Raw genomic sequence first — 21,812 nt, 5'->3', positions numbered from 1 at the left:
TCTTAAATACACTGCTTAAGCGCCTTAACGTTGTTACTGGTCAGCGCCGCGAGATTACTGGTGATTTTCTCCGGACTCCAATCCCACCACTTGACTTGCAAAAGCGCCGCAGTTTCTTCTGCCGAAAAACGCTGCTTGATAGTCTGCGCCGGATTGCCTCCCACGATGGTATAAGGTGCCACATCCTTCACTACAGTAGCGTTAGTAGCGATTATAGCACCGTCGCCAATGGTTACGCCAGCCATAATAGTGGCATTGTGGCCAATCCAAACATCATTGCCAATCACCAAGTCTCCCTTTGTAGGATAGCTCTTCCCAGTCATAGCGCCTTCCCAGCCGTGCTCGAATATGGCAAACGGATACGTGGTAAGGGCATCAGTTAAATGATTAGCTCCGTTCATAATGAAGGTTACACCGGAGGCAATCATGCAAAATTTCCCAATAATCAATTTGTCACCCGTGAACTCAAAATGATATTTCACATTCTTTTCAAAGTTGGCAACATCCTCGAAGTCATCATAGTAGGTGTAGTCACCCACGATGATATTTGGATTCGTCACAACATTTTTCAAGAAGCACAGGCGACTATAAGCGGCCAGGGGAAACTTTATTGCTGTATCGGGACCAAATTTACTCATGCGTCTAGCTGATGTCGTTGATGGAAACAATCTGACTATCGGCAAACTCAAAAACCGACTTACCCTGCAGCTGTAGCGTATCGCCCGGCTTTAAACCATTAGGAAACTCAATGGCCGCCACGCCGGTATAGTCAATCAGCACTTCCACGCGGTTGTCGGCTACCAGCCAATTAGTGATGTGCTGCTTCCGTTGCGAGAAGTACTGCCTGGCTTGCTCGGCCTGCTGACGGAAGCTTTCCTTACCGGTGGTTGTCAGGTTGACTTCGCCGCCGGAAATGTTGCGGAACACCACGTCTTCGTGCAGATGGCGCACCATCCCCTCTACATCGAAGCGGTTGTACGCTTCAATGTAATCTTGCACTAGTTGTTTGTGTTTCGCAACGTTCATTGGCTTGGTATTACAGCGCCCGCAGCTTAGCGTTATCGGGGCGCACTACTGTGAGGTTAGGAGTAGCCGAGGGCATAATCACCGACGAGCTTATTCATTTTTCATGATACCGGCGCGCACGAGGTTGCCCACAAGGCGGGCCCGGACGTCGCCGCCGGCAGTGGTTTCGTTGCCGGTGGGCAGTGGGGCACCCGTGATACGCTCGTAGATATCGAGGTAGCGGCGGGTGGCTTCGGCGGACACTTCGGGCGTGAGGGCGCGGGGGTAGCCTGCTTCCGTTTTGTTAGCAATCAGCCACTGGCGCACGTATTCCTTGTCCATCTGCTCGGCCGTTTCGGGGTTCTTGGCATAGTCCTCGGCGCTCCAGAACCGCGACGAATCGGGCGTGTGGATTTCGTCAATCAGAATCAGCTCCCCATTCAGCAAACCAAACTCGTACTTGGTATCCACCAGGATGATGCCGCGCTCCGCCATCCACTGGGAAGCGAAGTTGAACAGCTCCAGCGACTTCACCCGCATCTTCTCATACAGCTCCGCCGACACCCAGCCTTCCGATACCAGGTTCTCCGGCGTAATCTCGCGGTCCGACTCCTCCTTGGTGGTAGGCGTCACGATGGGCTCGGGGAATTTCTGGTGCTTGGTCAGGCCGTCCGGCACCGTCACGCCCGAGAACGTGCGCTGACCCTGCTGGTAGCCGCGCCACATGGAGCCCGTGAGGTAGTTCCGCACCACCATCTCCACCCGAATCGGCTCGGCTTCCTTGGCCAGCGTCACGTTCGGGTCGGGCAGCGAAATCACGTGGTTGGGGATGATGTGCCGGGTTTTGTCGAACCAGAAAGCAGCCAGCCCGTTCAGCACCGCGCCTTTGTGGGCCACGGGCGTTTCCAGCACCGAGTCAAACGCTGACAGACGGTCGGTTACCACGATGAGCCGCTCGCCCGAAGGCGCGCGGTACGAGTCGCGAACTTTGCCGCGGTGCAGGAGTTCGAGCTGGGGGGTATCGAAGTGATTGAGGGTGTTCATACGACGAATTAGCAGCCGGCACTAGGTCAGCGGAGTGCGGAGGTGTCTAGGATGTAAACTGGCGGGCTTGCTGGGGCGTAGTAGCGGCCTGGCGCTGGCCTTGCACGTGTTCCACAATGTTGCGGAACAGCTTTAGGCCGTCGCCTTCCTCGCTCAGCTGGGGGTTCTGGCGCTTGCGCCGGGCCCAGTCGGGGTGATTGTACAGCGAGAGGAAAGCCTCAGGGTGCGGCATCAGGCCGAATACCTGGCCGGTGGTGTCGGTCAGGCCGGCGCAATTCAGGTCGGCACCGTTGGGGTTGAAAGGATACACGTCCGTCGGCGAGCCGTCGAAATCGGTGTAAGCCAGGCAATTCAGGCCCCGGGCTTCAATTTCCGCCAGCGTGTCTTCGCCCTTAATAATAAGGCGACCTTCGCCGTGGCGCACCGGCACTTCCATCGTGTCAATGCCTTTCAGGAAGGGAGAGTTTGATTTCGGGTTGACTTTCAGCTTCACCCAACGGTCTTCGTAACGGCCCGAGGCATTGTGCGTCAGGGTCACTTCCGGCGTTACGTGGCCGCTTAGGTTGGGCAGCAGGCCCAGCTTCACCAGCACCTGGAAGCCATTGCAGATGCCCATCACAAACTTGCCGTTGGCAACGAACTGCTTGATGTCGTCGATCAGGGTGCGACCCTCGGCGTTTTTGCGGTAGCGAAGCTTGTTTGCCAGCACCACGCCCGAGCCGAGGTCGTCGCCGAACGAAAAACCGCCGGGGAAGTTCAGGATGTCGTAGTCGTGGATGCTGACGTGGCCGTGCAGCACCTGGTTGAGGTGCACAATGGTGGCTTCGGCGCCCGCCAGCCGGTAAGCGGCGGCGTACTCTTCCTCGCAGTTGATGCCGAAACCGGTCAGAATGAGGGCGCGCACTTTCGGGCTATGTCCGGACTCCGGGCTACTTTTCAGCGGCTCCGTTGTTTCGTGGCCGGGGTCTACGCTTTTGTAGCCGGGCAACTTGATGTTGCCCTCCCGGTCCACCACTTCGTGGCCCGGGTCGTCGTGCTGCGGCCGGGGCGGCGTGGTTAAATCCGGCAAAATTGGTTGCTGTTCCATCTGGCTATTGCGCTTCCGCATGCTGGCCGAAGCCGATGATTCGATTAACGGGACCATTGGTCCACTCGTGGCGCAGGGCCGTCGTGCTGGCCGAAACGACCGTCTGACCACCGTGCTGTACCGTCAGCTGGCCGTCCTGGGTTACGCGGCCCAGGCGCGTGGCCCGGCTGCCGAAGTGCTGCTCAAAAGCCACCACATCTTCCGGGGCCACCGTGGCCACAAAGCGGGAGTGCGACTCTGAGAACAACTGTGCTGTTACACTCAACCCACTGGCCGGCAATTCTATAGCAGCGCCAAAGCCATAACCAAATGTGGCCTCAGCAAGTGCCACCGCCAGGCCGCCATCCGAGAGGTCGTGGCAGGATTGGATGAGCTTTTTATCGTTGGCCTCTCCCATCAGCGTGTACAGGGCTTTGGCTTCCGCGAAACGAACCTGGGGCACATTGGCTCCCAGCTCACCCAGCAGCTGGTAGAACTCTGAGCCGCCCAGCTCGTCGTAGGTTTCGCCCAGCAGGTACACCACATCGTCGGCTTGCTTGAAGTCGGAGGTGATGGTATGGCGGACGTCCTCAATTTTGGCGGTCATGGAGTACAGCACCGTGGGCGGCACCGAAATCTTTACGCCGTCGGCCTTGAAGTCATTCTTCATGGAGTCCTTGCCCGAGGTGAGCGGGATGCAGTAGGCTGCCGTGGCATCACGCAGGGCCTGGCACATACGCACCAGCTTGGCCAGCTTCTGTTTGCCATCGGGGTTGCCGATGGGGTCGTACACCGAGTCGGGCACGCAGAAGTTGTCGTTCACGGACCAGAAGTTGCCGTCGCCATAACTCAGGTTGGGAAGCTTCCCGCCCACGGCTACAATCTGGCGCACAGCCTCATCAAACGCGCCGGCCGACATATGGTAGGCATCCAAATCACCGAAGCGAGGCAGAATACCGTTGCTCACGGCCACGCCTTCCCAGCTCTCGAAGTTGAAGCGCACCACGGCCGCGTCCTGCGGCGCCTGACCGGTAGCGCCCATGAGCGGCTTGATAATCGTGCGGCCTTTCACCTCGTGGTCGTACTGCCGAATCACCGATTCGCGCGAGCAGATGTTGAGGCTGCCGAGCAGGCGGCTCAGCACGTCGGTATAGTCGAGGTTGGTGGGCAGCGCCGGCTCTGAAGCCTGGGGCTTGCACCACTCGGCTTCCAGCACTTTGCGCGGCACGCCTTCGTGCAGGAAATGCATGTTCAGATGGGCTACTGACGCGCCATCGAAGCGCACATCCAGGAAACCATCCGAAGTGAAGTAACCGATGTCAGTCAGCTCTACTTCCATTTCCTGTCCCAACGCCAGCAGCTCGTCCAGCTTAGCGGGCTCCACAGCCAGCGAAAACCGCTCCTGCGACTCGGAAACAAAGATTTCCCAGGGCCGCAGACCGGGGTATTTCAGGGGTACTTTTTCCAGCTCTACCACAGCACCGCCGCTGATAGTAGCCAGCTCGCCGATGCTGGAGGATAAGCCGCCCGCACCGTTATCGGTGCTGCACTTAATCAGGCCGCGGCGCGTAGCCAGGATCAGGAAGTCCATGGCCAGCTTCTGCGTGATGGGCGAGCCGATCTGCACCGCCGTGGCGGGCGAGGTTTCGTCTAATTCAATGGAAGAGAAAGTAGCGCCGTGGATACCGTCTTTACCCACCCGGCCACCGGCCATGATGATGCGGTCCTGGGCGTCAATTTTCTTCTCCCAAGAATCGTGGCCGGCCAGTTGCATGGGCATCACGGCGCCGGTACCGCAGTACACCAGCGGTTTGCCGGCGTAGCGGTCATCAAACACAATAGCCCCGTTCACGGTAGGCACGCCCGATTTGTTGCCGCCGTCCTCGATACCCTTGCGCACGCCTTCAAAAATGCGGCGCGGGTGCAGCTGGTTGCTCAGCAAAGTACCCGAAAACTCGGGGTTGCCGAAGCACAGCACGTTGGTATTGAACAGCAGCCGCGCGCCGCCAATGCCGGTAGCCAGCGGGTCGCGGTTGTTGCCCAGAATGCCGGTTATAGCTCCGCCGTAGGGGTCGATGGCCGAGGGCGAATTGTGCGTTTCTACCTTCCACACGAACAACGACTCGGGGTTGATGCGCACGGCCCCGGCGTTGTCGGAGAATACCTTAATCAGCCAGTCGTTGCCGTTGGCCCGCAGCTGGCGGTCTACCTCGGAAGTGGCGTCTTTAATGTAAGTCTTGAATAAGGAGTCGACTTCGAAGGTTTCGCCGGTGTCGGCATCCTTATACTTAATGAGGGCCGAAAACTCCTTGTGCTTGCAGTGCTCCGACCAGGTCTGAGCAATAATTTCCAGCTCGCAGTCGGTGGGGTCCTGGGGCAGGCCGGCGGCCTGGCGCTCCTGGGCAATGCTGGTATAATGGTCGCGCACGGCGCGCATTTCCTCCAGGTTCAGGGCGTAGAGGTTGTCTTTCGACAGCTTAACCAGCTCCTCATCCGAGAGGCCCAGCAGGCGCACGGTGTCCGTAATAGATTCGGCCCCACCACCCGGGCGCGGCGTGTAGTCGCGGATCTGGGTTATGGGGCCGACTTCGAAGCGGTTGATGAGCTTGTTGCCGAGCAGCTCTTCGGCAAGGCGGCGCAGACTACTCTCCGGCAACTCGTGCTCCAGGAAGTAGAGCCGCTTGCTGAAGATGTGCTGGGTATGGATATCGAGCGGCTCGTTGAGGAAGTCGCCGAGGGCGTTCTGGGCCGATATGCCTTCGTCGTCCGTCACGCCGGGCAGCTTGGCCACCAAGATATAGCTTTTGTATTCGGCGCCGTGGCGGAACTCGTCGAGGGCCACGTCGTGCAGCACCGGATCCTGGAGGCAGTGGGTGGCGAAGTCGCGCAGCTGCTCACCGCTCAGGGGGTAGCGCACCGTGTAGAGGGCGGTGCTTTGCACCCGGCCGGTATTCAGGCCAAGGTGACGTTGGGCAGCTTCGGCTATGCGTTGGCCCTCGCCATCATGTTGGCCAGGCTTAAGCAGAAGCTGAATAGTTCTTTGGGTAGATTCCAAAAGATGGGTGTTTATCTATTTTTCGGGTTTCCCACGCTGCGGCGAAAGTGCCACCGTGAGGAAGCATACCCACGCAGGGTACGCCGAAAATGCCTTGCTCCGGAGCCGCTTGCGCCGTAGTAGGTTTAAGAAAACGCTTTATCTGGCCGACTGCCAGGCTTTACCACCGGAATACCTGCCCGGCACAGCGGGCAATCATCGGGTGCGTAGGTAGCCGCCGTTACCGGCAGCAGGGCAAAGTTCGGAAAATTCAGCGCAGCATCCCCACCCGTGCGGTCAATTAAACTCGCCACGGCCAAAACTTTTGCGCCCATCCCTTCCAACACGCGGGCTACCTCATTGGTGCTCTTGCCGGTAGTCACTACATCTTCTGCAATGATAATCTGCTGGCCGGGCTCCACGGTAAAGCCGCGGCGCAGGGTCATCTGCCCCGTATCATCCCGCTCGGTAAATATGCCGGGCACGCCCAGCTGCCGGGCCAGCTCGTAGCCAATGACTACGCCGCCCATAGCCGGGCCTACTACCAGATCCGGCTGCAAACCGGCTTCACGAATCATATCAGCCAGCTGTTGGGCAGCCGGGGCAGCCAGATCGGGCCGGCGCAGGAATCGGGCACACTGCACATAGGTGTCGGAATGCAGGCCGGAGGAAAGGCGAAAGTGCCCGCGCAGCAGCGCATCTTCCTGCAGCAATTGCTGCTCCAGGGTTGCCGGGGTGAGGGTGGTGTGGGTGGAACTCAAGGGTGGTACTGTAGGATGAAAGGTGTGGAAATAGCGCGAAGCTCCGGCTTCGCGCACGAGCAGAGCGAGTTCCTAATATGGCGCGGTTCCGGCTACTCGCTACGCTCATGCGCGAAGCCGGAGCTTCGCGCTACACTGTTACCGGCCGGAACTGGTTGATTTGCTCGACCAATTCCCGGGCGGCGGCGGCGGCATCGGCCGCCTGCCACAAAGCGCGGGAAGTGTTGATCAGCAAACCGGAGCCATCGGGGCGCAGGCCGGCGCGTAGGGTAGCCTGCAGGTCGCCGCCCTGGGCGCCCACGCCGGGCACCAAGAACCACTGCTTCGGGCTGATGGCACGCATCCGGCCCACGGCTTCGGCGTTGGTGGCACCAACTACCAGCCCAATACCGCCGCCATGCTCTTCGTCCAGCTTACGGGCCACGCGGGCCGCGCAATCGGAAAGGGAGCCGCCCCGGGTGAGGGCTACATCCTGCAGGGAGTGAGCAGGTTTGTTGGAGGTTTTGGCCAGCACAAACACCATTTTGCCGGGGAGAGCGAAGGGCAGAATAGCGTCGTCGCCCATATAGGGATTCACCGTCACGCCATCGGCCCCAATGATGTCATAGGCGAAGCGGGCGTAGTGGTCTGCGGTGTTGGCTATGTCGCCGAACTTGCCGTCCAGGATAACCGGGATGCTTTCGGGGATGCGCTGCACGGTTTCGCGCAGCAGCTTCACGCCATCTTCCCGGCTCAGGAAAAAGGCCAGATTAGGCTTGAAAGCGGCGGCATAATCATGAGTCTGGTCAATGACTTCGGCCAGCCGGCGGGCTACCTGCGCATCGTCGCCTACGGGGTCGAGGCCCACGCAAAGCAGCGAGTTTGCGTACTGAACACGTTGAATCAGCTTTTCCATGCGGAAGCAGTTTTAGGGTGGGTGTGGTCACATTCCATAGCCAGTCGGGCCGACAGGCCAGGCTCCAGCCACTCGCCGCTGGCCACCTGCACGGCACTGGCACCGCAGCGCAGGTAGTCGGTTACATGGGCGGCGGTAAACACGCCGCCGGTACCAAAAATGGGCAGCGTAATCTGTTCATCATGCGCCAGCTCCCACACGCAGCGCAGGGCTACGGGCCGCAGGGCCTCGCCCGACAAGCCACCGGCCACGGGAGCGGCGGTAGCATCTTCCGGCAGGTGCAGGGCTTTAAGCAGGTTGGTAGCTGCCAGCGCGGTAGCGCCGCCTTCCTGGGCGCCCAGCGCGAGGCCGCGGATATGCTCGGGCCACGGCGGCAGCTTCACAATAATGGCGGCATCGGGGCCCAGTTCGTTGCGCACGGCCTGGGTGGCGTCGCGCACAAACTTGGCGGTCAGTTCTTCGCCCTTTCCCGTGTCGGGTTGGGTGATGTAGACTTCCACGCCGGCTATCTGCGCGCCGACTTCCCGGGCCAGAAAGCGGGCAATTTTGCGGAAGCCGGGGATGCCGGGAGCGGTGATGCTCACAAACACGGGCACGCCGTAGCTGAGCAGGTGAGCCAAATGCTCCTGCACCAGAATTTCGGCGCTTTCCGTGCGCATGTTGGTGGCGTTGAGCAGGGTTTGCTCATTCACCTGCCAGATACCTTCCTCATAGAGCCCGGGCTTGGGCTCCATAGTCACGGTACGGGTAAAAATAGCTCCCAGACGCTCGTAAGCGGGCCCCGTGGGTAGCTGCCACGGCGCGGCGGCCAGGCAAACGGGGCTTTGTAAAGTAAGAGTACCGAGTTGCATGATGATTCAAGTTAAGAAATTCTGCGGGCGCTTTTCCTGACCTCAAGGGGTGGCTCCTTCCTGACAGCACTTTCACCAATTTCCCCTAAGTTCAAGGCTGTCATTCCAGAACCACCCGCCCGTTGGCTGGCGCCGCAGGGAATAAAAGAGAGGCCGGTTCCGCTGGTTATGCTTGGGCTTGAACTGCCCTAAAAGCAAAGCGCCCGGCAGAGCCGGACGCTTGCGGAGAAGGGAAGTTAGATTACGTTTTGTACTTGCAGGATGCGTGGAACATAGCATCCCATATTTTGATGACGGCCATGCGCTTGGAGTCAGTGCTCAGGTTGACGTTGCGGGTGGCGCCAGGAGCGGCGGCTACCATCTCCTGGGCAAGGGTGGTATTGTCGTTCATGGGTTGGATCAGGTATGGATTGATGGTTTAGAAAACGGCAGAGCATGAGGCTCCCACTGCGCCAACCGACCCGATTGGACACAAAAAAACCGCTTCGAAAACCGGAGCGGCAAAGACGGGAAATCCAGAAAAAACAAAAGAGTCAATAAAGCAAAAGACCTCTCGGCCTTTTCGCAGGACCTCGTTATGTCGAGTCCCGCGCTTCATTAGATGTTGGGGTGTATCTGAAGCACAGGCCAAATCTACAACTACTTTTTGATGGCGCAACAATGGGGTAACATAATTTTTCTTGTTGCCGGAATCTTACACGCCTCCACTGCACCCTCCAGGTAGCCGCCCGCTGCCTCCCGCTATAGCACCATGACTATCAACGCACTACCAAGCTCAAAAGCAGAAAAAATACCAGGATTTTGCCAGCGCTGATGCTGATTATCATCCCGAAAAACAATCATACTTTCTGCTATAAAAGGTCCGTAAATCCGACATCTTTCCAGCCGCCTTTGATCAGTGAAAATGCTTGTCCAAGCTCATCAGAAACCCGAAACTATTTTATCTGCACCTTGCTTTTCAGTTAAGCTACTTATAATCACTGAGCATACCTGTATTATTAAAACACAATTTCTGGTATTTTAACAAATAGATAACAGACTTTGTAATGTGCAATAACAATAGATATAGTACCTTTATTCTCCAGTTGGTTTTTCACGCACATACGCTCCTCTCTGTTTATGAAAACAACCTTACTTTCTCTGGTATGCTGCGGGATGCTTTTTTTCTCGGCTCCCCTTCGTGCGCAAACGTCTGACTCCGCTCCCGTGGGATACAGTGAGCAGGTACCAGCCCCCGAACCGGGCAAGAATGCCCTGTTTTTGCGCGGAGCCAACTGGGTGGAAAACCGCTTTGCCTTTGGCCCCAAAACAGATTTCCGAAAGGATGCGGCTACCGGCGAGGTCCGGGTAACCGGTACCAGCAAGGTGACGCCGGTTACGGCATCCGGCAAAGACCAGGAGTTCACGGTACGCTTTGAGTTCGTATTTCGCTGTACGGAGCAGGGCTATACCTATAGCGTGGGCTCTTTCCGCTGCATAACTGACCCCGAGAATCCAACCGCCTCCGTGCCGCTTGATGAGTATATCGCCCAGTTGGCGCAGGAGCGCAGCAACTCGCGCACCCACAACGACCGGCGCGTAAGAGCCCAGGCCACTGCCCTGGCCAGCGAAATTTCCATGAGCTTCCGCTCCTATATGAACAGCATGCCCGTTACGGACGACAGCACCGTGGGCCTGCCCGGCTCGGACGGGCAGTGAGTAGCCATCACTTTCAACAAAAGCCTCCTCAGGAATTGGGGAGGCTTTTTTGTGTTACAGAGCCAGATGGTTATACCAGAAAGCCGCCGGCCTGAGCCTGATATAGCATCCCGTTGCCCTGGCAGCTATAAACGAAACAAGCCGCGTTGCAGCGCGGCTTGACTTCAATCCCAGTAAACTTCAAAAATACTCACCAGACTGGCTTACGATGAAGACGCCAGATGGTTTGAGCATCAGCCGGTTAATGACAACATTTTATATACAACAACCGCAGATCTGCCCTGCCGGCAGCTTATTGTACCGGGCCGTTATCCACTTTTGCTTCGAGGGTGTTCTGCACAGTACCAGATACTGCAGATAGCAGGTCGTAGCCAGTGGCTTGCTCAATGGCATCCACGCTGGTGCGGTAGGTACTCCAGTTGGGGTTCAAGCTATTATCGTTGGGCGTATCCACAGCAATAACCCGTGTGCTACTGGTTACCCGGGCCGCATCGCCCGTGCCGTTGGGCAGCACCACAATGACCTTCCAGATACGCTTGGGCACGGTTACATGCCCGCTGCTAAGGGTGGTGTAGTAGCCGGCCGAGCCTGTGCCGCCTTTCCCATACTGGCCCATGGTGATATAGAGCTCATTACCGCTGTTAACCAGGGTGCGGCAGTAGTTCTCCAGGCTGGCCCACGTCTGCTGGTTATTCTGCGGGGCCTGCGGAATCATGTTGCTCATCAGGAAGGTGGCCGAGTTGTCGCTGCTGGAGCCGGTGCGGTCGGCGGAGGGGCAGTTGTGGCCCCGATCGAAGCCCGAGCCGGAGTAGCTGGAAGCCGATACCTGATACCAGCCGGCGGGCAGCGTGTTGTCGGCCCGGAAGTCGTCCTGGCGGGCGGCAGAACCCAGCCAAGCCGAGCTCAGGTGCCAGCTCACCCAGTTGGGCGTGCCCCGGTCGCGGTGGTAGCTCAGCGTGTACTGGGGCTTCACCAACAGGTAATTCCCATATTGGGTGGCATCTGCCACTGCCCCGCTGGGATTGCCCAGGGCCAGGTTGTCGTCCCGCGTGGCCGGCCCTCCGGCAGTCGGCTCCTGTTCGGTACAGGCGGCCAGCATCGTCATAAAAAGCAGTAACCCAGCCCGGCAGTAATCAACTCGCAGCATAAAAACGGAACAGCACTATTTGGGTACAAATATGGCAGGTTATCCGTGCGCATTGTCGGGCTTACGAAACCTGCTGCTCTGTTTAGGGGTTGAACTTATAATAGCTGCTTCACCGTGTCGTTTGCCTGGAAGAAGTTGACTTGAGTAGTTGTTTTTTTTGTTCTGTCTTTTAGCCCTGAACCCTATGTCACTGGCCATTTTCGCGGGAATTTCCCTTGTAGCTACCCTGGTGTTGCGCCATTCCTGGCCCACCCGGCACACCGCCCTACAGCCGGTACCCGTTCCGGCACGGCGCCGTTAGGCCTCCGTTGTAACTTTTTAAAGCGGTGCTTTCCCCGGGAGGCACCGCTTTTTTTTGAACAAGATTATGGCGCCGGCTGCTACCTTTCCCGCCAGAGTGCAACAATAAAAAAGCCGCCCCGGTAAGGAGGCGGCTTTTTTGAAGGAGGACGTACAGCCTACTTTAGCGGATGACCAGCTTGCGCATGGTGCTGCTCTCATCAGACTCCAACTTAACGTAATACAATCCGCTGGCAAACTTGCTTAAGTCCAGCGTTTTGGTAAAACGGTCGTTCAGCTCTGTGAGTGATTCCCGGTAGATAACCGTTCCAATAACGTTCAGAATGCGCAGCTCCATTTTGCGGCCTTCGGCCCCGGAAATAGAGATATGCACAATACCCGTACTGGGGTTAGGAAACACCAAAAGACTTTTTTCCTCCAGGGCGGTTTTAGCCGTGGGCTTGGTTGCCGGTTGGGCTATAGCAGCCGGAATACTCATGCGTAATGGGCCAACGCACAAGAGACATAGCAACAAAATATAGCGTAGGAGTTTCATCATAGCAGGCAGTAGCGTGTGGGCAAATTCAGGGGCCGGATACTTGGGTAACGTGAAGTATTCGGTTAGGTTTACAAAGGTAACCACCTAATTGTGAAACTGATTAGCTATATATACTTTCTTTGGGATAAAAGCTGCATGCACTTTAGCTTTTCCGATATTTTTTTTCATGTAAGCATGCAGGATGTACTCATTATAGGGGGTGGGCTGGCCGGCCTTACAGCGGCGCTGGACCTGGCAGACCGGGGCCATGGCGTGACGGTGATAGAGCGTAAAGCGTACCCGTTTCATAAAGTGTGCGGCGAGTATGTGTCCAACGAAGTGCTGCCGTATCTGCGCCGCCTGGGCGTGGCGCCCGATGAGCTGGCCCCCGCCTCCCTCACCCATTTCCTGCTTAGCTCCCCGGCCGGCCGCACCCTTACCGCACCCCTGGATCTGGGCGGCTTTGGCGTGAGCCGCTACACGCTGGACCACTTCCTCTACCAGCGCGCCCTGGCGCGGGGCGTGCAGTTTGAGCTGCTGGCTACCGTAACCGATGTGCAGTTTGATGCGGCCCGGGATACCCATACCGTGCAGCTGGCCGATGGCCGAACGCTGCCAGCCCGCCTGGTGCTGGGCGCCTATGGCAAGCGGGCCACCCTGGACCGGCAGCTGCAGCGGCCGTTTTTTCAGCAACGCTCCCCCTACATAGGCGTGAAATACCACCTGCGCTACAACATGCCGCGCCACCTGATTGCCCTGCACAACTTTGCCGATGGCTACGCAGGCATCTCGGCCATCGAAGACGATAAGTTTTGCTTTTGCTACCTCACCACCCGCCGCAACCTGAAAGCGGCGGGCACCATTCCAGCCATGGAAACCCAGGTGCTGGCCCGCAATCCGCAGCTGCGCGCTATTCTGCAGGAGGCCGAGTTCCTGTACCCGCAGCCGGAGGTTATCAATGAAATATCCTTCGCCCCCAAAAACCCGGTAGAAAACCACGTACTGATGTGCGGCGACGCGGCCGGCCTGATTACGCCGCTTTGCGGCAACGGCATGGCCATGGCCATCCACGGCGCCGCCCTGGCCGCCCAGCTAACCCACGAGTTCCTGACTAAAAGTATAGCCCGCCCCGAGCTGGAGGCCCGCTACCGCCACCGCTGGCACCAACTGTTTGGCACCCGCCTGCGGGTGGGCCGGGCCGTGCAGGGGCTCTTTGGGCACCCCATACTGAGCGAGGTGCTGGTGCGTGGCATGGGCTACTGGCCGGCCGGCGTGCAGCTGCTCATGCGGGGCACCCACGGGCAGAGTTTTTAACTGAATTTTGGCATAGGCAATCCGGGGTGCCTATCCGGGCGTAATTTGCGTATACTGCGCCCAATGACAAGCTACCTGTGTGCCATCGGCACTGCCACCCCTCCTCACCGCATTGCGCAGGCGCAAATAGCCAGCTTTATGGCCGCTGCCCTGCAGTTTGACGCGGCTGCTACCCGCAAGCTGCAGGCCCTGTACCGCGTATCCGGTATTGAGCAGCGGCACTCCGTGCTGGCCGATTATGCCCGCACCAACGGCGAGTTTGAATTCTTTCCGAATACCCCTGATCTGGAGCCGTTTCCTACCGTGGGGCAGCGCCTGGCCGTTTATCGGGAGCACGCGCTGCCTCTCTCCGTAGAAGCCGCGCTGGATTGCTTCGCGCAGCTGCCGGAGGCTACGCCTGCTACCATCACGCATCTGATTACCGTGAGCTGCACCGGCATGTATGCGCCGGGGCTGGATATTGAGCTGGTAAAAGCCCTGGGGCTGCGGGCTAATGTGCAGCGCACCTGCGTTAATTTCATGGGCTGCTATGCGGCGTTTAATGCCCTGAAGCTGGCCGATGCCTTCTGCCGGGCCGATGCCGACGCCCAGGTGCTGATTGTGTGCACTGAGCTGTGTACCCTGCACTTCCAGAAAAGCCCCGACGACGACCACCTGATTTCGAATGCCTTGTTTAGTGATGGTTCGGCGGCGGCGCTGGTGCAGGCACGCCCGGCCAGCCAGGGCCCCAGCCTAGCTCTGGAAGCCTTCCACTGTGCTCTGGAGCCCGATGGCCACGACGACATGGCCTGGCATATCAATGACTTCGGCTTTGAAATGACGCTGTCTTCCTACGTACCCAAGCTCATTCAGCGGGGTATCCGGCAGTTGACGGAACGTTTACTGGAAAACCTGCCCGTAAAACTGGCCGATATTCACTCCTTTGCCATTCACCCTGGCGGGCGCAAGATTCTGGAAACCATTGAGCAGGAGCTGGGCATCTCGCGCCACGACAACCGCTTTGCCTATAAGGTGCTCCGCGACTACGGCAATATGTCGTCGGCTACGGTGCTGTTTGTGCTGCGCGAGCTACTGCAGAGCCTGACTCCCGCCGATGCCGGCGCGCCGGTACTGAGCTTTGCCTTCGGCCCGGGCCTGACGCTGGAGGCCATGCTGCTGCAGGTATGCTACCAGCCTACGGAGGCCAGCAGCAACCACCCTGCCCGGCAGACGGAGGCCGTGCCCCGGCAACTGGCTTATTAATACCGCAGGCGCTTCTATTTCTTACCTACTTTCCTCTTTTTCAGCTTGAATTTCGCCCACCGCGCTACCGAATCGGAGTTGATGGATGATTTGACGCTGGCCTCCGATGCCCTGCGCCAAAACCTGGACGAGCTGGAGCTGATTAACACCCGCCTGGGCGGCTACGGCGTGCTCACCCATGCCCTAGCGCAGCTACGGCCGCGCTTTCCCCAAAATCACCCCCTGCGCCTGGCCGACCTGGGCAGCGGCGGCGGCGATACGCTCCGCTACCTGGCCCGCTGGGCCCGCCACAAGCAAGTACCCGTAGCCCTCACGGGCATCGATGCCAATGCGTTTATGGTGGCGTACGCCCGGGAGAAGTGCCAGCAGTATCCGGAAATCAGCTTTCAGCAGCAGGATATTTTCGCGACGGATTTTCAGCAGCAGTCTTTTGATGTGCTCACTTGCAGCCTGTTCTGCCACCACTTCCCGGATGAGCAGCTGGTGCAGTTGCTGCGCCAGTGGCAACAACAAGCCACACTGGCGGTCATCATCAATGATTTGCACCGCCACCCGCTGGCCTACCACAGCATTAAGTGGCTGACGCGCTTGTTCGGGGGCTCCTATTTGGTACAGCATGATGCGCCGCTGTCGGTAGCACGGGCTTTTACGCGGCAGGACTGGCAGCGCCTGCTGCAGCAGGCCGGTATCCGGCACTACACGCTGCGCTGGCGCTGGGCCTTTCGGTGGCAGGTTGTTATCACAAAGGAAGCCTGAAAACGGGCGGGCTTTTCCCCCTGCCTGCTTAGTCATACAGCCCGGCGGCTACCCGGTAGGTGTTCACGTGGGCTTCCACAATGTCGGCCAGGCGCTCAGAATAGCCACCGCCCATGCACACCACAACCGGCACCTGGTGGCGGCGGCATAGCTCCAGCACCTGATAGTCGCGCTGGCGGCAGCCTTCCCGGGTTAGCGCTAGGTGCCCCAGCTTATCGGTGGCCAGCACATCTACCCCGCTGAGGTAGAATACAAAATCGGGCTGCACTTCCTGAAACAGGCGGGGCAAGGTTTCGGCCAGCAGTTGGAGGTAGGTGGCGTCATCGGTGCCATCGGCCAGGGGCAGGTCCAGGTCAGAGTGCTCTTTGCGGTGGGGGTAGTTGCGAGCCCCGTGCATGGAAAAGGTGAACACGCGCGGCTCCTGCTGAAAAATAGCCGCCGTGCCATTGCCCTGGTGCACATCCAGGTCCACAATTAATATCTTCCGAATGCCCAGCTCGGGGTGGGCCAACAGGTAGTGCGCCGCCACGGCCTGGTCGTTGAGCAGGCAGAACCCTTCGCCCCGGTCCTGAAAGGCATGGTGCGTGCCGCCGGCTATGTTGAGGGCAATGCCGTGGGGCAGGGCGCGCAGGGCGCACTCTATAGTACCGCCCAGAATGGCTACCTCCCGCTCCATCAACTGCCGGGACCACGGAAAGCCGGTGGCCCGCTCCTCCTGGCGCGTGAGCTGCCCGTGCACCAGCCGATGGTAATAATCAGCGGAATGCGTACGCAGGATATCGGCGGTTGCCGCGGGCTGCGGGGCAAACAGGCTGCTTTCCGAGATAATATCCTCGCGCAGCAGTTGTTCCGGCAGCAGCTCATACTTGAGCATAGGAAACCGATGGCCAGCCGGTAAGGAATGCGCATAGAGAGGAGCCCAGGCAACAGGTAGCATCAGACGAAATAAAAAGGCAACAAAAAACCCAGCCATTTGACCGGGTTCTTATGCGAGATTCGGGGTTGTATCGTTGGCCAACCGTAAGCAGATTCTCTCCTTCTGCTTGTGGAAAAACGATACGTGAACGATGCGTGAGGCATACTGGGCTCGAACCAGTGACCTCTACCCTGTCAAGGTAGCGCTCTGAACCAGCTGAGCTAATGCCCCGACATGTCCACTGGCGGCGGCCGTGAAAGGTCAAATATACAGGAAGCCTCCACATTCACAACGAAAATCGGGGGTATTTTTTGCCCTCCTATCTACGATATGTAACATTCTACCTGCATCTAAGTATAGTCGGATATGATTTGCATGGGCCAGTCCCCTGCTTCCTATTCCACCGAACGACTATATCTTATGAAAAAGCTTCTGCTCCTTTTCTCTGTTTGCGCTGCCACCCTTGCTACTACTCAGGCTCAGGTGCGTCCCGGCGGGGCCTTATCCTCCACAGACTACCCTAAAGGCACCACCGATTCCCGCAATGGCGGCTTCGGCATTAAGGCCGGGGTAAACTTTGCCGATATCCGCGGCGCGGACAAAAAGAACTACACCAACACGGAGAACTATACAGCCTTCCACGCCGGCTTCTACTCCCAGTTCAGCTTCTCCGAGAAGTTCTCGCTGCAGCCCGAGATTCTGTATAGCCGCCAGGGCTTTAAGGGCGGCACGCCCACTAATACCTCCTCGGAAACGCGCCGCCTCGACTACCTGCAGGTACCCGTGCTGCTGGTGTACAACTTCCTCGATAACGTGAGCATTCACGTAGGCCCGCAGGTATCCCTGCTGACCAAAGTGAAAGAAGGTGACTTGGACCGCAAAATTTCCAACGAGCAAAGCAGCAATGGCGCGTATGTGTATGACTACAGCTACAGCAGCCTGGACTACGGCCTGGCTGGTGGCGTAGAAGCCCGCGTAGGCCCCGCCCGCATTGGTGGCCGCTACACGGCCGGCCTCAACGACATCATCAAGGACCCCAGAACTACTGGTGCGCAGGCCCTGACCAACATCAAGAACGGTGTATTTCAGGTGTATGTAGGCGTAGGCATCAACAACTAAGCCTCCCTCTGACTTAATTAAAAAAAGGAAGTCCGGCCGGGCTTCCTTTTTTTGTGGTTTCGCCTTACCCGCTACGCTCATGGATACCACTGCTACGCTTGCGCTGCTACACCACCAACGAGAGCTGCTTACGGAGCACGGCATGGCCGTGCTGGGCACGTGGGCCCTGCTCAACCTGCTGGTCAGCGGCTACCTGGTGGCCCGCACCGACCGCCGCACCGAGCCGCATTATTTCCACCAGATGAACGCGGGCTGGAACATCATTAACCTGCTGCTGGCCGTGGCTGGCATACTGCGGGCGCAACCGGGGCCGGTAGCCGGGCTTACGCTGGCGGCCAGCCTGCAGGATCAGTACACGCTGGAGAAGATTCTACTGCTGAATGCGGGGCTGGATGTGGCGTACTTATGCGTGGGCAGCTGGCTGCGGGCGCGGGGCGCCTGCGCGCCGCAGCGGCCGGAGCGTCTGCTGGGCTTTGGCCGCTCCCTGTGGCTGCAGGGCGGCTTTTTGCTCTTGTTTGATACCGGCTTTTACTTCCTATACCACCGCTACGCCGGGGCGCTGCTGGCCCTGGTTTCCTAAACAACACAACAGCGCCCCACCCGTGCTAACACGGATGGGGCGCTGCCAGTAAGAAAGCGAGATGCGCTAGGCGCTTACTTTTTCCTTTACCAGGGCTTCTTTAATCTTCTCGTTGAAGTTGGGGATGTCCTGGGGGTTGCGGCTGGTAATCAGGTTGCCATCTACCACCACGGTTTCATCTACCCAGGTTGCGCCGGCATTCTGCAGGTCGGTGTGCAGACTGGGCCAGCTGGTTACTTTGCGGCCTTTCACTACGCCGGCTTCAATCAGCGTCCAGGGGCCGTGGCAAATGGCGGCTACGGGCTTACCGGAGCGCACAAACTCCCCGATGAAGCTGACAGCCTTTTTATCGGTACGGAGCACATCGGGGTTCATCTGCCCCCCGGGCAGTACCAGGGCATCATAATCGGCCACTTTCACGTCGCCGATAACTTTGTCTACCGAGAATTTATCGCCCCAGTCTTTCTCGTCCCAGCCCTTAATGGAGCCGCTTTTCAGGGAAATGATGTGGGTAGTAGCGCCTTCGCCTTCCAGAAATTTCTTGGGCTTTTCCAGCTCCGATTGCTCAAAGCCGTCGGTGGCTACAATGGCTATTTTCTTGCCTTTCAGGGAGTCGTTTCCAAAGATGCTCATAGCTGTTTTCAGGTTTAGTTGAAGAAGGATAGAGAACAAAAAACCGGAGCCACCATAGCGGCTCCGGTTTTTCTTTAACGCAAACCCAGGCCCTGGGTTCTTTATTTCTCCTCGCCGGAGCGGGCCCGCTTGAGCTCTTTGCGCAGGCTGCGCACCCGGTCGTCAAACCCATCGGGGTCGTAGTCAATGCCTTCCACGTCCAGCTGCTCCAGCATCTCCATCAGCTCATCGGAGTGGTCGGTGCGCACGCCGGAATCTACTTTCACAAATGTCATTTCCGACCAGAGCACGGCTTTCAGCTTCTGGCTATCCTCGTTCAGCATTTGCATTTCTATCACCAGGTTGGAGTTATCGAAATGAATGAGCTGCGTGCGAATGCGCACTATTTCGCCCTGGCGGGCCGGGCGCAGGTAGCTCAGGTGGTGCTTGGTGATAACCCAGCTGGCATTTTGCTCCCGCGCCAGCTGGCCCATATTTAGGGCGTAGTGCCGGGCTACCTGCTCTTCGCGGGCATTCAGAAAATAGTCGAGGAAACGGGCGTTGTTGAGGTGGCCCAGCATGTCGCAGTCCTGAAAGTAGACACGGTGGGTGGTTTCGGGGGTGCGCACCAGCGCAGAAGAAGCAGCCATAGGTGGCAAAGAAAAGGATTAGAAAACGGTTGGTGGGCAAAGCACCTTTCCGGTGGTGCCCCACCTGCTAGCACACGGCAGAAAGAACCAGGCCGCTACCTGTATGGGCGAGCGGCGCTACGCCGGCAAACGATAAGCCGCCGCCAGCACCTGGTGGGGTTCGGGTTTGCGGGCATCGGTGGGGCTATCAAACACCACCAGAATATGGTCTTTATCGAGCAGGCCCATGCCTTCGGCGCGGTCCTGGCCGGAGGTAGCTCCCGTGCCGTGGGGCACGTCAAAGAGGCGCTTCAGGTGGTCTTCGTCCACAAAGCCGTCGGTGGGGCAGTGCAGGGCATCGCGCCAGCGGAACACGGCAATTGTCCCGTCCAGATCCATGGTAGGGCCAGCCAGCAGCAGGATGTCGTTGCCGACCTGGCGCAGTTCCCGCAGGCCCATTCCCTTTAGGTCCAGAAAGTGCTTTTTGTAATATTTTTCGGTGGCGCCGTCCTGCTTGCGCAGGCACAGGCGGCCATGCTTGTCTTCTTCCGGCAGCAGCTCCAGCACCACGGCCCAGCCCCGCAAAACCGGGCCGCGCAGCCCTACAAACAAGCGTCCATCCGGCGTGGCAGCCAGGCCTTCAATGTCAAGGCCATTATCCTTGCCCGGTATTTTAAGGAAGTGCTTCAGGTGCGGATCGTGACCCAGCAGATCCGTGAGTTCATTAGCCTTACCGGAGCCGTGCAGCTGGGCGGCGCGCAGGATATGCCCGGGCTTGGTGGGGTGGGGCGCTTCCCGAAACAGCTCGTACTCGCCGGTTTCGGGGTTGCGCAGCAGCGGTATGCGGGCCAGCAGGTTGCGGTTGGGCTCCTGTTTCACTTTGGCCAGCTTGTCCAGCTGCTTGGCTACGTCCTGATGGTTGGGGTCGGGCTGCTTGCGCCGGAGGCTGTGGGAGCCCACCAGCCAGAGGTAGTGGTTGGCCTCGCCCATGCCCTCAATATCAATTTCCTCGTCTTCATCGGAAGGCAGATCCAACAAGTCGGCGAGGGGGTACGAGGTGTGCTCCGCAAATTCATGCGGGCCTACCAGCCGCAGCCGCTCAATGGTGGTGCGCTCATCACAGCTCAGCCAAAGGTTGTCGCCGGTGCGCAAGGCGGTGGAGAGGCCGTCGCGTACGTGTTTGCCGGCCTCGTTCAGGCTGAGGCGGGGATTGAAACGGAGGGTATAGGACTGAAAACGCATAAGCAGGAGGCGGCATGCTGGCCGCTGAATTCCGCAAACGCAGCCCTAGGGCTTAAGTTTACCAGTAGCTGCGGCTATTTCTCGCCGCCGGCCTTGCGGGCCTGCATTTTAGCCTGGATATCACGCTTTTTCAGCTGATACTGCTTGAACTGCTCGGGTGTAAATAATTGCTTCAGCTGATTTTCCGACTCGGCGTTGATGCGCTTAAGCTCGGTGGTGAGGGCGGCGCGGTCGTTGGGGAATTGCTGTCGGGCCGCGTTTACCTGCTGCACCGTGGATTTTAACAGGACCCGCACCTGCGCCTGCTGCTCATTGCTGAGCTGCAGCTCCTCGCCCATCACCGAGGCCAGGTCGCGGGCGGCAGTACGGGCAATAGGCGCGGCGGGGCGCACGGGCTCGGCCACGGCCGCCGTCTTGGCTGGGGTTTCGGCCTTATTCCGACGGGCACAGTTACTAAAAACAAGCGGGGCACAAACGGCCAGCAACAGCAAAAAACGGGCGGCAGACATGGATAAGGGATAAGCGTGCGCCCCTGCATACGCGAAATCCGCGCCAAAGGCTTACTGGTCCCTATCTTTTGTAGCCCTTGGGCCCCGGCCCCGTCTTTACTGTGTGATGGGCGCCGCAGGCATGGGCGAGGCTTTGGCCTGCATACGTGCCTGCAGTTTTTGCCGCCCACTCATGTATTGCTGGTATTGAGCCAAGGAAAGCGCCGCCCGCAGCTGCCGCTCCGAGTCGGCATTGATGCGGCGCAGGGCCGTGTTCATAGCCATAGGGTTATCGGCGTAGAGGGTGCGGGCGGCCCGGGCTTTTTGCAGCGTAGTGTGCAGAATTTCATGAATGCGCCCCTGCTGCCCGGGCTCCAGCTTCAGCTCTTCCGTCATGGCGTTGGTCAGGTCGCGCGCCGGGCTTTTGGGCTCTGCCGGCTTTTCTTCCGGCTTTACGGCCTCAAAGGCGCTATCCGGTAGATAAATGCTGAAGCGCACGCACCCCGAGGATACCATGGCCAGCAACAACAGCCCGCAGGCAGTAGAAGTAAAGGTTGTTTTCATAGAGGAGGTAGTAAAAGGGCGCATTCAGGCAG

Annotated in this window: 23 protein-coding genes and 1 tRNA gene; 6 read left to right on the top strand and 18 right to left on the bottom strand. The window is 58.6% G+C overall.

The window, feature by feature from the left end; translation table 11 throughout:
• Positions 1-2: 2 nt before the first annotated feature.
• The 9 genes from AM218_RS16000 to AM218_RS16875 form a co-directional block, all read right to left on the bottom strand.
• The gene (locus AM218_RS16000) at positions 3-638 is read right to left on the bottom strand and encodes a CatB-related O-acetyltransferase (RefSeq protein WP_054415074.1); all 636 of its coding nucleotides are present in this window, start codon (positions 636-638) and stop codon (positions 3-5) included.
• A gap of 4 nt (positions 639-642) precedes the next feature.
• A complete protein-coding gene (locus AM218_RS15995) occupies positions 643-1,026 on the bottom strand; it encodes a nuclear transport factor 2 family protein (RefSeq protein WP_054415072.1) in 384 nt (127 codons plus the stop codon).
• A gap of 90 nt (positions 1,027-1,116) precedes the next feature.
• The gene (locus AM218_RS15990; RefSeq protein ID WP_054415070.1) at positions 1,117-2,049 is read right to left on the bottom strand and encodes a phosphoribosylaminoimidazolesuccinocarboxamide synthase; all 933 of its coding nucleotides are present in this window, start codon (positions 2,047-2,049) and stop codon (positions 1,117-1,119) included.
• Positions 2,050-2,095: 46 nt separating this feature from the next.
• Positions 2,096-3,136, bottom strand: coding sequence for a phosphoribosylformylglycinamidine synthase subunit PurQ (locus AM218_RS15985; protein ID WP_082318332.1), 1,041 nt, complete (start codon positions 3,134-3,136; stop codon positions 2,096-2,098).
• Positions 3,137-3,140: 4 nt separating this feature from the next.
• Positions 3,141-6,170 (bottom strand): phosphoribosylformylglycinamidine synthase subunit PurL, encoded by a 3,030-nt coding sequence (locus tag AM218_RS15980; RefSeq protein WP_054415068.1) that lies wholly within the window; start codon positions 6,168-6,170, stop codon positions 3,141-3,143.
• Between the two features lie 125 nt (positions 6,171-6,295).
• On the bottom strand, positions 6,296-6,910 hold the full coding sequence (gene pyrE / locus AM218_RS15975) for an orotate phosphoribosyltransferase (RefSeq protein ID WP_082318282.1): 615 nt from the start codon (positions 6,908-6,910) through the stop codon (positions 6,296-6,298).
• A gap of 130 nt (positions 6,911-7,040) precedes the next feature.
• Positions 7,041-7,805, bottom strand: a complete 765-nt coding sequence (gene pyrF / locus AM218_RS15970; RefSeq protein ID WP_054415066.1) for an orotidine-5'-phosphate decarboxylase — start codon at positions 7,803-7,805, stop codon at positions 7,041-7,043.
• Complete coding sequence (locus AM218_RS15965) at positions 7,793-8,656, bottom strand: dihydroorotate dehydrogenase (protein WP_082318281.1); 864 nt, start codon at positions 8,654-8,656, stop codon at positions 7,793-7,795. Before AM218_RS15965 ends, pyrF begins: the two co-directional genes overlap by 13 nt.
• A 241-nt stretch (positions 8,657-8,897) precedes the next feature.
• A complete protein-coding gene (locus AM218_RS16875) occupies positions 8,898-9,047 on the bottom strand; it encodes a hypothetical protein (protein ID WP_157547698.1) in 150 nt (49 codons plus the stop codon).
• Positions 9,048-9,775: 728 nt separating this feature from the next.
• On the opposite strand from AM218_RS16875, the gene AM218_RS15960 reads away from it, so the two are divergent.
• Positions 9,776-10,354, top strand: coding sequence for a DUF4468 domain-containing protein (locus AM218_RS15960; RefSeq protein ID WP_082318280.1), 579 nt, complete (start codon positions 9,776-9,778; stop codon positions 10,352-10,354).
• A 292-nt stretch (positions 10,355-10,646) separates the two neighbouring features.
• Here AM218_RS15960 and AM218_RS15955 read toward each other — a convergent pair whose 3' ends face one another.
• Together AM218_RS15955 and AM218_RS15950 are read right to left on the bottom strand one after the other, a co-directional pair.
• Positions 10,647-11,459 (bottom strand): DNA/RNA non-specific endonuclease, encoded by an 813-nt coding sequence (locus tag AM218_RS15955; RefSeq protein WP_231717510.1) that lies wholly within the window; start codon positions 11,457-11,459, stop codon positions 10,647-10,649.
• Positions 11,460-11,964: 505 nt separating this feature from the next.
• Complete coding sequence (locus AM218_RS15950) at positions 11,965-12,279, bottom strand: T9SS type A sorting domain-containing protein (RefSeq protein WP_054415058.1); 315 nt, start codon at positions 12,277-12,279, stop codon at positions 11,965-11,967.
• A 234-nt stretch (positions 12,280-12,513) separates the two neighbouring features.
• Here AM218_RS15950 and AM218_RS15945 point away from each other — a divergent pair, with 234 nt between their 5' ends.
• From AM218_RS15945 to AM218_RS15935, 3 genes are all read left to right on the top strand, one after another.
• Positions 12,514-13,632 carry an NAD(P)/FAD-dependent oxidoreductase gene (locus AM218_RS15945; protein ID WP_054415911.1) on the top strand — a complete coding sequence of 373 codons (1,119 nt, stop codon included), beginning with the start codon at positions 12,514-12,516 and terminating at the stop codon, positions 13,630-13,632.
• A gap of 63 nt (positions 13,633-13,695) precedes the next feature.
• Positions 13,696-14,874 carry a type III polyketide synthase gene (locus tag AM218_RS15940; protein ID WP_054415056.1) on the top strand — a complete coding sequence of 393 codons (1,179 nt, stop codon included), beginning with the start codon at positions 13,696-13,698 and terminating at the stop codon, positions 14,872-14,874.
• A 45-nt stretch (positions 14,875-14,919) separates the two neighbouring features.
• Positions 14,920-15,630 (top strand): methyltransferase domain-containing protein, encoded by a 711-nt coding sequence (locus AM218_RS15935; RefSeq protein ID WP_231717509.1) that lies wholly within the window; start codon positions 14,920-14,922, stop codon positions 15,628-15,630.
• Between the two features lie 28 nt (positions 15,631-15,658).
• On the opposite strand, the gene AM218_RS15930 is transcribed toward AM218_RS15935, so the two are convergent.
• Together AM218_RS15930 and AM218_RS15925 are read right to left on the bottom strand one after the other, a co-directional pair.
• Complete coding sequence (locus AM218_RS15930; RefSeq protein ID WP_054415909.1) at positions 15,659-16,567, bottom strand: histone deacetylase family protein; 909 nt, start codon at positions 16,565-16,567, stop codon at positions 15,659-15,661.
• Positions 16,568-16,702: 135 nt separating this feature from the next.
• Positions 16,703-16,777: transfer RNA gene (locus AM218_RS15925), tRNA-Val, on the bottom strand.
• A gap of 189 nt (positions 16,778-16,966) precedes the next feature.
• Here AM218_RS15925 and AM218_RS15920 point away from each other — a divergent pair.
• The gene (locus AM218_RS15920; protein WP_054415053.1) at positions 16,967-17,665 is read left to right on the top strand and encodes a porin family protein; all 699 of its coding nucleotides are present in this window, start codon (positions 16,967-16,969) and stop codon (positions 17,663-17,665) included.
• Positions 17,666-17,744: 79 nt separating this feature from the next.
• Complete coding sequence (locus AM218_RS15915) at positions 17,745-18,245, top strand: DUF6992 family protein (RefSeq protein WP_054415052.1); 501 nt, start codon at positions 17,745-17,747, stop codon at positions 18,243-18,245.
• A 66-nt stretch (positions 18,246-18,311) separates the two neighbouring features.
• Here the strand turns inward: AM218_RS15915 and AM218_RS15910 are convergent, their stop codons facing one another.
• The 5 genes from AM218_RS15910 to AM218_RS15890 all read right to left on the bottom strand — a co-directional run bounded on the left by AM218_RS15910 (position 18,312) and on the right by AM218_RS15890 (position 21,780).
• A complete protein-coding gene (locus tag AM218_RS15910; RefSeq protein WP_054415050.1) occupies positions 18,312-18,878 on the bottom strand; it encodes a type 1 glutamine amidotransferase domain-containing protein in 567 nt (188 codons plus the stop codon).
• Positions 18,879-18,979: 101 nt separating this feature from the next.
• A complete protein-coding gene (locus AM218_RS15905; protein WP_054415048.1) occupies positions 18,980-19,507 on the bottom strand; it encodes an acyl-CoA thioesterase in 528 nt (175 codons plus the stop codon).
• Between the two features lie 117 nt (positions 19,508-19,624).
• Positions 19,625-20,728: a DUF3616 domain-containing protein gene (locus tag AM218_RS15900; protein WP_054415046.1), complete on the bottom strand. Its 1,104-nt coding sequence runs from the start codon at positions 20,726-20,728 to the stop codon at positions 19,625-19,627.
• Between the two features lie 74 nt (positions 20,729-20,802).
• A complete protein-coding gene (locus AM218_RS15895; protein WP_054415044.1) occupies positions 20,803-21,237 on the bottom strand; it encodes a hypothetical protein in 435 nt (144 codons plus the stop codon).
• Between the two features lie 96 nt (positions 21,238-21,333).
• On the bottom strand, positions 21,334-21,780 hold the full coding sequence (locus tag AM218_RS15890; protein WP_157547696.1) for a hypothetical protein: 447 nt from the start codon (positions 21,778-21,780) through the stop codon (positions 21,334-21,336).
• Positions 21,781-21,812 lie beyond the last annotated feature (32 nt).

Source organism: Hymenobacter sp. DG25A (assembly GCF_001280305.1).
Taxonomy (GTDB): domain Bacteria; phylum Bacteroidota; class Bacteroidia; order Cytophagales; family Hymenobacteraceae; genus Hymenobacter.
The sequence above is the reverse complement of the archived record's forward strand: the minus strand, read 5'-3'. Positions and strand labels throughout refer to the sequence as shown.